Consider the following 14,603-nt stretch of genomic DNA (forward strand, 5'->3'; position numbering starts at 1 on the left):
GGCGACGGGCCTGATGTCGGTGGTGGCCGGGCTGTTCGTCATGCGGTTGATCGTCGGGCTGACCGAGGCGATCGTGACGCCGGCCAGCTATCGCTGGATTCGCCTGAACATGCCGGAGACGCATGCCGGAACGGCGGTCGGCATCTTTGCGATGGGGAACAAGATCGGCGTCGCGATCGGCGCGCCCATCGCCGCCTGGCTGATCGTGGCGTTCGACTGGCGGCTGATGTTCGTCATCTCGGGCTTTGCCGGGCTGGTCTGGCTCATCCCCTGGATGTTCGGCGTGAAGGGCGACTTCATGCGCAAGGGCGAGATCGCGGCGGCGCGGCGCAAGACCGGTGCCGTCACCTTTCGCAGCATCATCTCGTCCCCGGTGATCTGGGGCGCGATGATCGTGAACTTCTGCTACGGCTATTTTTCCTTCTACTGCATGACCTGGATGCCCGCTTATCTGGTCGAGGCACAGGGGCTCTCGCTCGAACGGTCGGGCCTCTACACCTTCTTCAGCTTCGCCGGGATCGCCATCGTTGCGGTCGTCGCCGGCTGGGCCGCCGATCGGATTATCGCGCGCGGTTACGATCCCATCGTCACACGCAAGGTGTTCATCGTCGCCGGGTTCTTCGGCGCCAGTACGGTGCTGCTGGGAGCCTATGCGCACAGCCTGCAATGGGCGTTGTTCTGGAACGTCTTCTCGCTCTCCTGCCTGGGGCTCGCCACTGCGAACAACCTCGCATTGTGCAAGATCACGCTGATCCCGCCTCCCGCGATCGGCCTCTCGGTGGGGGTCCAGCAGGTTGCCGGCACGCTCTCGGGCGGTGTCGCGGCCGGCCTGTCCGGCTGGCTGCTGCACGTGACCGGCAGCTACGACGCGCCGATGATGGTGATCGTGGCGTTCCTGATGCTGGGGGCTGCCGCCTGCATCGTCCTGCTGCGTCCCAAATGGTCGCCCAAAGTCACCCAGATCGCCGATTGAGGACGGAAATTCATGGCAAAGATCGTTTTCGGAATGGCGGTGCCGCACAGCGGCATGCTCGGGCAGGCGCCCGAGGACTGGCTCAACAACGGCGCGCGCGACCGCAACAATCCGGAGCTCTGGTACCGCAACCGGACCTGGACCTATCCCGAGCTCGAGAAGGAGCGGGGGGCGGCGTTCGAGCCGTTCCTGACGCTCGAGGAGCGCACCGCGCGCGCGACGCGCTGCCGGGCCGCGCTCGACGAGATGGCCGCCGCCTATGCCCAGGCCAAGGTCGATGTCGCGATCGTGCTGGGCAAGGACCAGAAGGAGATCTGGCCCGACCAGTCGCCTTCGATCACCATCTACACCGGCGAGGATGTGCACAACGGCCCGCCCCAGCGCCCTGTCTACGCGCCCGACCGCCATGTCGTGCACAAGGCTTATCCCGAGCTGGCGACCTATCTGATCAAGGCCTTCCAGAAGGAGGGGTTCGACCTCAACGACCTCCAAGCCTGGCCGGAGAATGTGTGGATGGCGGAACGGCAAGGGATGAGGCCTGACTATCCGGTCGTGCCGCATGCCTACAGCTTCGTCTATCACCAGATCATGGGCGACGCGCCGCCGCCGCACGTGCCTGTGCTGTTCAACCTCTTCTATCCGCCGACCCAACCTTCGATGCAGCGCTGCATCGCGTTCGGGCGGGTGCTGCGCGAGGCTATCGAGGCATGGCCGGAGGATGTCCGCGTCGCCGTCATCGCCTCGGGTGGTCTCTCGCACTTCGTCAACGACGAGGAGTTCGACCGCGACGTCATGGGGAAGCTGGCGGCCTATGACTATGAGGGCCTCGCCGCGATCCCGGACGGCTATTACCAGTCCGGCACCTCCGAGGTGAAGATCTACAGCATCGTGATGATGGCGCTGCAGCATACCGGCGCCGAGATGACCTTGGTCGATTACGTGCCGTGCTGGCGGACTCCCGCCGGCACCGGCGAGGGGATGGGTTTCATGTATTGGGATGCGAAAACGAATGGCTGAGCAGCGCCTCAACGGCATCATCCGCGCCTGGGAGGCGGGCAAGCCCGCCTTCACCTGTTTCTCCAAGGTCGACAAGCTGATGGCGCAGGAACTCACCGACGCGCCCTATGACGGCGTGGTCTATGAGATGGAGCATAATCCGTACGACGTGTCCGCGCTTGGGGACGCGCTCCAGTACATGCTCAACCGCAGGAAGATCGCCGAGAGCGGGTCGGTCGCCCCGGCGGTGACGCCGCTCGCGCGCATCCCGGCGAACGGCGTGGAGATGAACCAGGCCTTCGCCAAGCAGGTGCTCGATCGCGGCGTCTATGGCGTGATCTGGCCGCATGTCGCGACCGTCGAACAGGCGTACAATGCCGTCGCGTCGTGCCGCTACGCGCGACCCAAGGATGCGCCTTTGTATGAGCCCAAGGGCGTGCGCGGCGATGGTCCGGCGACGGCGGCGCGCTATTGGGGGCTCAGCCAGGCCGACTACTATGCCAGGGCCGATGTGTGGCCGCTCGCGCCGCAGGGCGAGATCCTGGTCGGGCTGATGTGCGAGAGCACGCAGGCGATCGAGAATCTCGACGATATCCTCGCCAACGTGCCGGGGATCGGCTTCATCCTGATCGGCGAGGGTGATCTGAGCCAGGAGCTGGGATATGCCCGCCAGTACGAGCATCCCGTGGTGGTCGATGCGATGCGCCGGATCGTCGCGACCTGCCACAAGCACAAGGTGCCGGTCGGCAACCCGCACACCAACGCCAAGAATCTCGAGCAGCTGCTCGGCGAGGGGTACAGGTTCCTGATGTCCGCTCCGACGCGCAGCTATGGCGTGGTCGGCAAGGGGCGGGAACTGGCGGGGTATTGATTCCCCGGCATCGTAAGCCTCGACGCCGGCCGGATTTGTTATCGCCCCCCAAGTCATTCCAATTGCAGCGCCCGGGCTCGGAAGTGCCACTCCCGACATATGACAGGAGTGACAATGAACGGCGCCCAAGCCCTAGTGAACACGCTGGCCGATCAGGGCGTCGAGATCTGTTTCGCTAATCCCGGTACGTCCGAGATGCACTTCCTCGCCGCGCTCGAAAATCCGCGGATGAAGAGCGTCTTGTGCCTGTTCGAGGGCGTGTGCACCGGCGCCGCCGACGGCTGGTACCGGATGAAGGACAAGCCGGCCTCGACCTTGCTGCATCTGGGCCCGGGGCTCGCCAACGGGCTCGCCAACATCCACAACGCCAAGCGCGCCAGCGTCGGCATGGTCAACATCGTCGGCGAGCATTCGGCGAGCCACCTCAAATATGATCCGCCGCTGACCTCGGACATCGAGGGGCTGGGGCGGCCGCTCAGCCACTGGGTGCGCCGCGCGGAATCGGCGCAGTCGATCGCCTGGGACGCTGCGACCGCGGTCGCCAAGGCCAGCGAGCATCCCGGGCAGATCGCCACCCTGATCCTCCCTGGCGACACCGCCTGGCAGGATGCCGGGGAGCGGGTGCTTCCCGCCGCCAGGCCGGCCACGCGCAAGGCGCCCGATCAGGTGCGGATCGACCAGATCGCGCAGGTGCTCCGCTCGGGCGAGCCGGCGCTGATCATCCTCGCCAACAAGGCTACCCGCGGCCATGCACTGGCGCTTGCGGGGCAGGTGGCCGCCGGCACGGGCTGCCGGCTCGGCTCGCAATTCTTCACAGCCCGGATCGAGCGCGGCGCGGGACGCGTGCCGCTCGAGCGCATCCCCTATGCGGTCGCCCAGGGGACGGCGTTCCTCCAGGGCTTCAAGCATCTGATCACGGTCGAGACCAGGGAGCCGGTGGCGTTCTTCAGCTATCCGGACAAGCCCAGCCTGCTCAAGGCGCCGGGCACGATCGTCCATCCGCTGGTCGAGGCGGACGAGGACAGCGAGGCGGCGTTCGAGATGCTGATCGACGCGCTCGGCCTGAAGGGCGTCGCGCCGAAGCTGCAGGCACGCATCGACACTCCGCCGCCCAGCGGCGCGCTCAATCCGCAGAGCATCGCCTATGCGCTCGCCGCGGCGCTGCCCGAGCATGCGATCCTCGTCGATGAATCGCTCACCACCGGGCGCGAGACGATGGGCTACACCATGGGCGCTCGTCCGCACGACCTGATCAACAACATGGGCGGCTCGATCGGCTACGGCACCCCGGTCGCGACCGGCGCGGCGCTCGCCTGTCCGGACCGGCGGACCTTCTGCATGGTCGGCGACGGCAGCGCGATGTACACGATCCAGTCGCTGTGGACGCAGGCGCGCGAAGGGCTGCCCGTCACCACGATCATCTTCGCCAACAACAGCTACGCCATCCTCAAGGCCGAATACGCCAATATGGGCGCCGGCACCCCGGGGCCGCAGGCGCTGGCGATGATCGACATCGACCGGCCGACGATCGACTGGGTCGCGATGGCGAAGAGCATGGGCGTGCCCGGCGTCAGCGTCGCCACTGCCGAGGATTTCCACGCCGCGATGGTCCGCTCGGTCGATGCCGAGGGGCCGGTGCTCATCGAAGTGAAGCTTTACTGAAAAGGGGAGGGGCAGATGGCGACCGCTGCCGTGACGACGCTCAAGACCAACCTGGCCGAATATCCGGTCACCAGGGCGATCCGCGACGGGCGCGTGACGTCCGGCCTGGTGAAGCTCGACATTTGCGGCCCCGAACAGGCACATAACGGCTTCAAGGCGATGCTGCGCGAGAACGCCTATGATTGCGGCGAGCTCGCGATCGTGACCTGCCTCCAGGCCAGGGCGTACGGCAAGCCGTTCGTTCTGCTGCCGGTGCCGGTGTCCGGCCGGTTCCAGCATCATTGCGCCGGGTTCAACCGCGAGCTGGGCCATCTCGACCCCAAGGACATCGAGGGCAAGCAGGTCGGCGTGCGCACCTATGCGCAGACCACCGGCCTGTGGGTGCGCGGTGTGCTCCAGCACGAATATGGCGTCGATCTCGACAAGGTAACCTGGATGACCGTGGGCGAGGGGCATCTGCTCGAATATAGCGACCCGCCCAATTGCGTGCGGCTGCCCAAGGGCTCGGACATCGCCCGGATGATGCTCGACGGCGAACTGGCCGCGACGCTCCAGGGCGTCGACCTGCCCAAGGACCCGCGCGTCGAGCGGCTGGTGCCCGATCCGATGAACGCCGCGCGCAAATGGTTCGCGCGCGAGGGCGTCGTTCCGATCAACCACATGTTCGTGGTGCACCAGGACCTCTCACGCGACCGGCCCGAGCTGGTGCGCGAGATCTACCGCATGCTGATCGAGAGCCGCGAGCTCACCGAGGGCGGCCTGCCCGATCCCTTCCCCCCGGTCGGGCTCGAGGCGAACCGCAAGGGCATCCAGATGGCGATCGACTGGGCGTTCGAGCAGAAGATCATCCCGCACAAGATGGTGGTCGACGATCTGTTCGACGACACCACCGCCAGCCTCGGCGCATGAGCGTGCGGCGGCGCCTCGCGCTTGCGCTCACGTTGCTGGTGGCCGGAGCGGGGACGGCGCTCCCGGCGCAGCAGGCCGCGCCGATCCAGCGCGTGCCCGCGGACCTCTCCGCCACCTATCTCGCCTTCGGCGCGCGCGAGGGCGACGGATTGCTGTACGAGGCCGCCGGCGGCGCCGCGAAGCCGCGCATCGCCTTGGTGTTCGCGCATCCCAGCAACAACAATCTCAACGATCCCGTCGCGCGCGAGATGGCCCGGCGCGGCTATCGCGTCCTGACGCTCAACCGCTCCGGCGGCGACGAGCGCCTCGACGCGATCGCGCCGCTGATCGCCCGCGGTGTGACGTGGCTGCGCACCTTGCCCGGCGTCGAGCGGGTGGTGCTGGTCGGGCATAGCGGCGGCGGGCCGCTGATGGCCTTCTACCAGAATGTCGCCGAGCAGGGTCCGGGGGCGTGCAGCGGACCCGAGAAGATCCTGCCGTGCCGTACCGAGGGGCTGAAGGACCTGGCCAGGGCGGACGGCATCGTCCTGCTCGATCCTACCCTGGGCGCATTCCACCAGATGACTTCGATCGATCCGGCGGTGACCGCCGATGGGCGCGATCCGTCGGTCGACATGTTCGATCCCGCCAACGGCTATGACGCCGCGACCGGCAAGGCCGCTTACGCGCCCGATTTTCGCCGGCGCTATCTGGCGGCGCAGGCGGCGCGCGGCGCTGTGCTGACGCGCTCCGCGCTCGACCGGCTTCGCGCGGTGGAAGCGGGGCAGGGGCAATTCAGCGACGACGAACCCATGATGGTGCGCGGTATCGGCGTCCATGCTTTCGGCGCCCGGCTCTACCAGCCCGACACGCGCCTGCTCGCGCGCACCCATCGCCCGCATCTGCTGCTCCGCGCCGACGGGAGCACGAGCGAGGGCGTGGTCCAATCGTTGCGCGCGCCGGGCGGGCAGGATGTGCGGGCGGCGCTCTCCACGCTGCGGCTGATGGGCAGCAACACCACCGTCCGTACCTTCCTCGCGCAGGCCGCGATCCGCACCGGGCCTGACTATGCAATCGACGCGGACTCGATCACCGGCGTCGACTGGCGCTCGGCCTTCTCGTCGGCGCCCGCGAACGCGCAGGGGATCACCGTGCCCGCGCTCGTGATGACAATGAGCTGCCATTATCTGCTGGTGTCCGGCGAGATCATCTTCGACAGCCTGGCGTCGCGCGACAAGTCGTTCGCGGCGGTCGAGGGCGCGACGCACGTCTTCACGCCGTGTCGTCCCGGCTATGGCGACACGGTCAAGCGCACCTTCGACCATGTCGACGCCTGGCTGTTGAAGCCGGGCCGCTTCTGATGCGCGCCGCTGCGCCGGTCCTCACCGCACTCGCACTCGCGGGATGCGCGCATTCCGGGGCGTCGCCTGCCGTCCGCTATGTCGACGCGCATTCGCATATCCTCGCCGAGATGCACGCCGAGGACGAGATCGCGATGATGCGCCGCGCGGGGCTGGCAGGCGTCGTGATCATGTCGCCCGATCCCGAGGCGCTCGCGCGGATCGTCGCTGTCGATCCCGGCTTCGTCACGCCCTTCGTCAGCATCGCGCGCACCCGCGACATGAAGGGGATACGCCTCGACGACGACAGCGCCGCGCGCTTCGCCGCGCTGCACGCCGCCGGTGCGATCTGCGGGTTCGGGGAGATCCCGACGCGGCTCGAACCCAATCCCGAGCCGAGCGATGCGGCCGCGATCGCCAACGCGTTCCGCACGCGCATCTATGCCGAGGCCGATCGGCTCCGCGTCCCGGTGAATGTCCATGTCAGCCTCGAGAACCCTGAAGTCGTCGCGGCGGTCGAGCGGGCGGTCGCGGCGTATCCGGGCATGAAGCTGATCCTCGCACATTCCGGCTGGTCGGCGGAGGCGGGGTTGATCGGCAGGCTGCTTGCGGCGCATCCGAACCTCTATGCCGATCTCTCGGTGCGGCTGGGTCCAGCGGAAGGCTGGCCCGCACCGGGCACCAGCGGTCCCGCGCTGCCCAACAGGATCTCGATCCTCGGGGCCGATGGCGCGCTGCTGCCCGAATGGCGGGCGCTGATCGAGCACTTCCCCGATCGGTTCCTGTTCGGGCTCGATATAACCTCGACCGGATCGGGACGCGCACACCATATCGACGAGCTGATGGCGGCGTCGCGGCACGCATTGGGGCAGTTGCCACGCGGCGTGGAGCATGCGGTAAGCCACGGCAATATCGAGCGGCTGCTCAAGGGCTGCCGTAGGGATTGAAGCGATCGTGCCCGAACGGCGCGGCGAAGCGGAGGAGGATCATCATGGCGGTCGATCGCAGGACTCTGCTGTGCCACGCCACGTTGCTCGCGGCGACGACGCTGGCGGCATGCGCGCCTCGGGCCGGTGTCGAGCAGTCGCGGAACGTCGGCGACCTGTTCTTCATCGGCACGCACGGCACCCAGGTCCACGCGACGCGGTTGGATCCGCGCTCGGGCGAGATGACGACGATCGGCCCGGTCGCCGACGTCCCGAACCCGACCTGGGCGGTGCGACACCCGGATCTGCCCGTCCTCTACGTCGCAAGCCAATTGGGGGGCGACGGCAAGTCCGAAGGCAGCGTAGTCGCGTTCCGTATCGATCCCGAGACGGGCGCGCTGGCACGGACGGGCGAAGCGAAGGCCGGCGGTGGCGGCACCACCCATCTCTGGTTCGACACGGCGTCGCGTACCCTGCTCGCCGCCAATTATGCGAGCGGTTCGGTTGCCAGCATCGCGGTCCATGCCGACGGCTCGCTCGGCGAGCGCGTGTCGCTGGTGCAGGCGACGGGGACGGGGCCGCATCGGCGGCAGGCGAGCCCGCACGCGCATGGAGTCGCCGTCGATCCGTCGGGCCGCTTCGCGTTGGTGGCCGACCTGGGCGCGGACAGGATTTTCGTCTATCCGCTCGCCCGGCGCACGCATGCGCTCGCGGACGGATCGGGCCCGGCGCGGCATCTCGCTCTTCCGCCGGGGACGGGGCCGCGCCACTTCGCCTTCCACCCCAATGGCCGCTTCGTCTATCTGCTGGGCGAACTCACCGCGGAGATCTTCACGCTGCGCTGGGACGCAGCCTCCGGCACGCTGAGCCAGGTGCAGGCGCTGTCGACCGACGCGCCGGGGTTCGCCGGCAATCGCAGCGTCGCGGAGGTCGCAGTGAGCCGGGACGGGCGCTTCGTCTATGCCTCCAACCGCGGGGATTCGGCGATCGTGGTGCACGCGATCGATCCGCGCACCGGGACGCTGCGCCAGATCCAGCGGATCCCGTCCGGCGGGGCGACTCCGTGGAGCTTCGCGATCCACCCCGGCGGGCGATGGATGATCGTCGCCAACGAGAAGAGCGACAGGCTCAACCTGTTCCGCATCGATCCGAGCACGGGGACGCTCAGTGACACCGGCAAGACGCTGCCCATCCCGAAGCCGGTCAGCGTCACCTTCGCCGGGACGCGCTGAATCCGGGGCGAAAGCGCCTTGCGGACGACAAAGCTATCGCGCGGCGCATCAAACCAATGCGAATGAGCGCACCCCTTCCTTGCATATAGAATTCACGCCCGAGGCAGCGATGCCGCTGGCGGCTGCGCGATAATCTAAGAAAAAATCAAGTTCCGTGCAGTTGAATTCCCATTGATAAATGGTCGATTCGGGGGAGGGTCATGAAAAAATCAAAACAAGTGATGATTTTTCTTGCGGGTGCTTCGATGCTTTCGCTCGGCAATCTCGCGCATGCGCAAGAAGTAGCGGATCCGGCGCAGGCCGATGCGGTGCCCGAGGAGGAGCGGACCATCGTGGTCACCGGCTCGCGCGTCATTCGCAACGGCGACAACAGCCCCTCTCCGGTGACGGTCGTGCAGACCGAGGACCTGCTCACCACGCAGCCGGGCGCCAACCTCGCCGACGCGCTCAACGCGCTACCGGTCTTCTCGGGCTCGCGTGGCGCAGGCAGCAACCCGTCGACCGGCGGCAGCGCCTCGGGCGGCAACGGCTCGGCGAACCAGCTCAACCTGCGCAACCTCGGCATCACCCGCACGCTCGTGCTGATGGACGGGCTGCGCATTCCGCCGACCTTGTTCAACGGCGCGGTCGACGTCGACCTGATCCCGCAGATGCTGGTCCAGCGCGTCGACGTCGTCACCGGCGGCGTCTCGGCGGTCTATGGCTCGGACGCGGTCTCGGGCGTCGTCAACTATGTCCTCGATCGCAACTTCAACGGCCTGAAGGCCGAGGCGAGCATGGGCGTCTCCGAATATGGCGATGCGCGCCAATTCGATGCCGGCGTGGCCTGGGGCACCAAGCTCGGCGAGAACGGGCATTTCGAGGCCAGCTACCAATATCATGACGGCACCGGCATCCTGCGCCGTTCCGACCGGCCGTGGATGGACCTGGTCGGCGTCGCCGGCGCAGGCACCGCCGCCAATCCCTTCACGCTCTATTCGAACCTTCGCCAGCGCGACTATCCCGCGGGCGGGGTGATCACCACGGGCCCGCTCGCCAATCAGGTCTTCCAAAGCAACGGCACTCTCGGCGCTTTCGTCAACGGCCAGGCCACCGGGACGGCGGCGCTGCAGGTCGGCGGCGGCGGCGGCGATTGGGATTCGTCGCTGCTCCAGCCGCTCGAATCGCACCAGCTTTTCGCCCGGGGCGATTACGACTTCTCGGATTCGGTGCGCGCCTATGTGCAGTTCTCGGGCACGTTCAAGCAGAACGAGAGCTATGCTGAGTATTTCCGTCTCAACAACGTCCAGCTCACCAGCACCAATCCCTTCCTGACCGCGGCGCAACGGACCGCGCTGCTGGCGGGAGGTGCGACCTTCCGCCTGCGCAAGACGATGAGCGAAGGCGAAGACCGCCGGCAGCACGCGACTTCCGATTCCGATCAGTGGATGATCAATGCCGGCCTGGCCGGCAAGCTGGGCGGGGGGCTCGACTGGCAGCTCGACTATATCCACGGCCGCGCGACGCTGGCGACTGAGGTCGCGAACAACATGAACCAGCAGCGGCTGGCCGCCGCGCTCGACGCGGTGGTCAACCCGGCCACGGGTCAGATCGTCTGCCAGGCGTCGATCGCCAATCCGGCCGCCTATGGCGATTGCGTGCCGCTCAATCCGTTCGGTCCTGCCTCGGAAAGCGCCGCCGCGCTCAACTATGTCTACGGCACGACCCATTATCGCGCCGTGACGGTGATGGACGACATCTCGGGCAGCGTCTCGGGATCGCCGCTCGACACCTGGGCTGGGCCGCTCAGCCTGGCGCTTTCGGCGGAGTGGCGGAAGGTCGCGTTCGAAGCGAGTTCGGATGCGACGTCCGAGGACCTCGTGAACTGCACCGGCATTCGGTACAATTGCGCCGCGACCCAGACCGAATATTTCCTTACGCTCCCCGCCAATCCGCCGGTCAGCCAGACGGTGTGGGAAGTCGCGGGCGAGATCGATATTCCGCTGCTCAAGGATTCAGCGATCGCCAGATCGCTCAACGTCAACGGCGCGGCCCGCTTCACCCGCTACAACACCAGCGGCGACTATTGGACGTGGAAGATCGGCGCCGACTGGCACGTGACCGACACGTTGCGCTTCCGCGGCAGCTGGTCGCGCGACATCCGCGCGCCGACATTGTACGAACTGTTCGCGGAGCGCTTCGTGGTCAACGTGGTCGGCACCGACCTGCTCACCGGCCAGAGCCCGACCATCCCGTCGATCAACGGCGGCAACCCGGACCTCAAGGCGGAGATCGGCAAGACGCTGACCGGCGGCGTGGTGTGGAAGCCGGCCCAGGGTCTGAGCATCGCGCTCGACGGCTATCAGATCCAGGTGACCGACGCGATCCTGGCGGTGAACGGCGGCGAGCCTTCGTTCCAGACCGCCTGCTACACCAGCGGCGGCACCTCGCCTTATTGCGACCTCCAGCGTCGGCCGGGCAGTTTCAGCGACACCTCGGCGGCGAATGCCTGGACGGCGGTGTACAACGGCCTGTTCAACATCTCCGAGATCAAGACCTGGGGTGCGGACCTCGAGATCAACTATGGCGGCCACCTGTTTGGACGCCCGCTCGCGGTGCGCCTGCTCGGCGCCTATCAGCCGCATCTCTGGTTCCGCCAGCCCAACGTCGCGAGCCGCGACCAAGCGGGGGCCGCGTTCGGCCCCGTCGGCTTCGCGGCGACGCCGACGGTGCGCCTGACCGGCTTCGTCCATTTCGAGCCGGTCGAGCATTTCTCGATCGACATCCTGCAGCGCTGGCGCAACGCGCTGAAGCTGCAGAACGAGGGGATCTTCGCCAAGGGCAGCAACCATATGGATGCGTTCGGGACGACGGGCATCAACCTGGCGTGGGACGCGCCGACGAAGTTCGGCGAGATGCAGTTCTACCTGAACGTCCAGAACGTCTTCGACGCCGATCCGCCGGTCGGCGCGTTCACCGGCAACGGCACGCGCGCGGGCCTGCGCGATGGCTATGCGGCCGGCGACGACGTGCGCGGGCGTTACTGGACCGCCGGTCTGAAGCTGAAGATGTAGTCGAGTGGGATGATGGACAGGGTCGAACCGGGAAAGTTCAATCTGGGCGCGGCGCTCAAGGGCTATGCGCTCAACAAGATGTGCCACACGCTGAACCGCGCGGAGAACCGCGCGGCCTTCGCGGCGGACGAGGCGGGCTATTGCGCTCGCTTCGGACTGAGCCAGGAGGAGGTGGAGGCCGTGGTCGCGCGCGACAAGCCGCGGCTCTTCGCGCTCGGCGGCAACATGTATTTCCTGGCGAAGCTCGACCGGGTGAAGAAGGCGGGGGCGAACTGATGGCGCGGATCGTCGGGGGCCTCGGCACGTCGCACGTGCCGATGATCGGGCGGACGATCGCCGCCAATCGTCAGCAGGAAGTGTCGTTCAGGCCCTTCTTCGATGCCTATGGCCCGGTCCATGACTGGCTGGAGCGGGTGAAGCCCGATGTCGCGATCGTCTTCTACAACGATCACGGCCTCAACTTCGCGCTCGACAACATGCCCACCTTCGCGATCGGCGCGGCGCACGAATATCGCAACGCCGACGAGGGCTGGGGCGAGCCCGAACCGCGCATTTTCCGCGGCGCGCCCGAACTTTCGTGGCACATGATCCAGTCGCTGATCACCGACGAGTTCGATGTCAGCACGTGCCGCGAGATGCTGTTCGACCATGCCGGCATCACTGCGCTCGACCTGCTCTTCCCCGGTCACGATGTGCCTGTCGCGACGATCCCGATCGTGATCAACGCCGTCCAGCCGCCATTGCCGACGCCTGCCCGGTGCTACAAGCTGGGCCAGGCGATCGGGCGGGCGATCGCTTCCTATGACGGCGACCGCAAGGTGCTCGTAGTCGGCAGCGGCGGCCTCTCGCACGAACTCGGCGAGTTCGGGAAGATCAACGAACCGTTCGACCGGATGACGATGGAGAAAATCGTCGCCGCGCCCGAGGATCTCACGCGCTACACCAATGACGAGATCGTCGACCTGGCCGGCGCGCAGGGGCTCGAGCTGATGACCTGGATCGCGATGCGCGGAGCGGTGGCGGGCGCGGTCGACGTGATCTCGAGCGTATACCACGCCCCCATCTCGCATACCGGCGGGGCGATGATGCTGATCGAGCCTGCCGCGTACGGATGACCGACGATCCGGCCAAGGTGATCGCCGGAGACATGGTCGACGAAGAGGCGGCGCAGGCGGCCAGCGATCTGGACGACCGGCGCGGCCGGCTGGTTCGTGGCTGGATCGTCCCGTCGATCGTCGGCACCGCTTTGCTCATGTCGAGCCTCAACTCGAGTTCGGTCACCACCGCGCTTCCGGCGATGGCCCGGGATCTGGCGGTCGAGCCGTTGCGGCTCAACATCGTCATCACCGCCTATCTGCTCGCTTTGGTCGTGTTCCTGCCGGTGTCGGGCTGGCTCGCCGACCGGTTCGGCGCCAAGCAGATCCTGATGACGGCGATCCTGCTGTTCGCCGTCGCCTCCGCCGCGTGCGGCCTGGCGCAGACGCTGCCGCAGCTCATCGCGGCGCGGCTGGTGCAGGGATGCGCGGGGGCGATGATCGCCCCGGTCGGACGGCTCATCCTGTTGCGCAGCACCCCGCGGCACGAACTGGTCGGTGCGCTCTCGGCGCTGACTATGCCCTCGCAATTCGGTCCCCTCGCCGGACCGTTGCTCGGCGGGGCGGTGGTGAGCTTCCTCAGCTGGCATTGGATCTTCTACCTCAACCTGCCGGTGGCGCTCGCCGCGATCCTGCTGGTGCGCGCCTTCGTGCCCGACGTGCCGGCGCGGGCGGTGACGCCGATCGACTGGCGCGGCATCCTGCTGACCGGCGGCGGCATGGGCGCGCTGATCTACGCGCTCGACAATCTGATGCGCGACGACGTTCCGGCGGGGCTTCTCACCGCCTGCCTCGTAGCGGCCACGATGTGCCTCGCGCTCTACTGGCGGCATGCGTGCGGGCGGAGCGACGCGGTGGTCGATCTCACATTGTTCCGTGTCCGGAGCTTTCGCGCGGCGGTGGTGGGTGGGGCCTTCTTTCGACTGATTCCGGGAGCGACGCCGTTCCTGCTCGCGATGCTGCTGCAGGTCGCGTTCGGCATGTCGGCGTTCCAGGCCGGACTCATGACCTTCATGACCGCGGTCGGATCGCTGATGATGAAGGCCGTCGCCCCGCCGATCCTGCGCCGCCTCGGGTTCCGCCGGGTGCTGCTGGTCAACGGCGCGGTGACCGCGGCGATCTTCATGGCCTATGCGCTGTTCACCCCGGCCACGCCGCACGGCCTGATCATGCTGGCGCTGGCGGTCGGCGGCTTCTTCCGCGCGCTGCAGTTCACCAGCACCTCCGGGCTCGCCTTTGCCGACATGACCGATGCCCAGATGGGGCGGGCGACCACCAGCTCGGCGATGGTCCAGCAACTCGTCCAGTCGGTGAGTACCGCGCTGGCCGCCGCCGTCCTCTATGTACTGATGACCGCGCGGGGCGTGGACGCGCTCGACGCCGCCACCGTCGCGCCGTCCTTCGCGATCGTCGGCGCGCTCTCGCTGGTGTCGCTGTTGTGGTTCGTGCGCCTGCCGGACGATGCGGGATCGAGCATGACCGGCGGCACCCGCTGACCCGGAAGTTATCGGCCGGGCCGCCCTTTCAATTCCGGCGGTTGGAACGTGCGACCTATCCCGAGGCGAACC

General features: G+C 67.4%; 12 protein-coding genes. All 12 read left to right on the forward strand.

All coding sequences use genetic code 11. From position 1 onward, the window contains the following. On the forward strand, nucleotides 1-973 hold a 973-nt coding region (locus MT490_RS18675), incomplete at its 5' end, for an MFS transporter (protein WP_297391059.1). A gap of 12 nt (nucleotides 974-985) precedes the next feature. Next, nucleotides 986-1,990 (forward strand): protocatechuate 3,4-dioxygenase, encoded by a 1,005-nt coding sequence (locus MT490_RS18680; protein WP_297391061.1) that lies wholly within the window; start codon nucleotides 986-988, stop codon nucleotides 1,988-1,990. After that, entirely contained in the window at nucleotides 1,983-2,840 is an 858-nt protein-coding gene (locus MT490_RS18685; RefSeq protein WP_297391063.1) for an aldolase/citrate lyase family protein, read from the forward strand. Before MT490_RS18680 ends, MT490_RS18685 begins: the two co-directional genes overlap by 8 nt. A gap of 114 nt (nucleotides 2,841-2,954) precedes the next feature. After that, nucleotides 2,955-4,502 (forward strand): acetolactate synthase large subunit, encoded by a 1,548-nt coding sequence (locus MT490_RS18690; RefSeq protein WP_297391066.1) that lies wholly within the window; start codon nucleotides 2,955-2,957, stop codon nucleotides 4,500-4,502. 15 nt (nucleotides 4,503-4,517) lie between these two features. Further along, nucleotides 4,518-5,411, forward strand: a complete 894-nt coding sequence (locus MT490_RS18695) for a phosphate ABC transporter substrate-binding protein (RefSeq protein WP_297391067.1) — start codon at nucleotides 4,518-4,520, stop codon at nucleotides 5,409-5,411. A 2-nt stretch (nucleotides 5,412-5,413) separates the two neighbouring features. Then, complete coding sequence (locus tag MT490_RS18700) at nucleotides 5,414-6,751, forward strand: hypothetical protein (protein ID WP_297391069.1); 1,338 nt, start codon at nucleotides 5,414-5,416, stop codon at nucleotides 6,749-6,751. Beyond that, nucleotides 6,751-7,677: an amidohydrolase family protein gene (locus MT490_RS18705; protein WP_297391071.1), complete on the forward strand. Its 927-nt coding sequence runs from the start codon at nucleotides 6,751-6,753 to the stop codon at nucleotides 7,675-7,677. The genes MT490_RS18700 and MT490_RS18705 overlap by 1 nt, the downstream gene beginning before the upstream one ends. A gap of 44 nt (nucleotides 7,678-7,721) precedes the next feature. Next, the gene (locus MT490_RS18710; protein WP_297391073.1) at nucleotides 7,722-8,888 is read left to right on the forward strand and encodes a lactonase family protein; all 1,167 of its coding nucleotides are present in this window, start codon (nucleotides 7,722-7,724) and stop codon (nucleotides 8,886-8,888) included. A gap of 221 nt (nucleotides 8,889-9,109) precedes the next feature. Next, nucleotides 9,110-11,941 (forward strand): TonB-dependent receptor, encoded by a 2,832-nt coding sequence (locus MT490_RS18715; RefSeq protein WP_297391075.1) that lies wholly within the window; start codon nucleotides 9,110-9,112, stop codon nucleotides 11,939-11,941. A 12-nt stretch (nucleotides 11,942-11,953) separates the two neighbouring features. Beyond that, nucleotides 11,954-12,217, forward strand: a complete 264-nt coding sequence (locus tag MT490_RS18720; protein WP_297391077.1) for a hypothetical protein — start codon at nucleotides 11,954-11,956, stop codon at nucleotides 12,215-12,217. Further along, nucleotides 12,217-13,056, forward strand: a complete 840-nt coding sequence (locus MT490_RS18725; protein WP_297391079.1) for a class III extradiol dioxygenase family protein — start codon at nucleotides 12,217-12,219, stop codon at nucleotides 13,054-13,056. The genes MT490_RS18720 and MT490_RS18725 overlap by 1 nt, the downstream gene beginning before the upstream one ends. Then, nucleotides 13,053-14,531 (forward strand): MFS transporter, encoded by a 1,479-nt coding sequence (locus MT490_RS18730; protein WP_297391081.1) that lies wholly within the window; start codon nucleotides 13,053-13,055, stop codon nucleotides 14,529-14,531. Before MT490_RS18725 ends, MT490_RS18730 begins: the two co-directional genes overlap by 4 nt. Nucleotides 14,532-14,603 lie beyond the last annotated feature (72 nt).

The organism is Sphingomonas sp. (assembly GCF_026460985.1).
In the GTDB taxonomy this organism is placed as follows: Bacteria; Pseudomonadota; Alphaproteobacteria; order Sphingomonadales; family Sphingomonadaceae; genus Sphingomonas.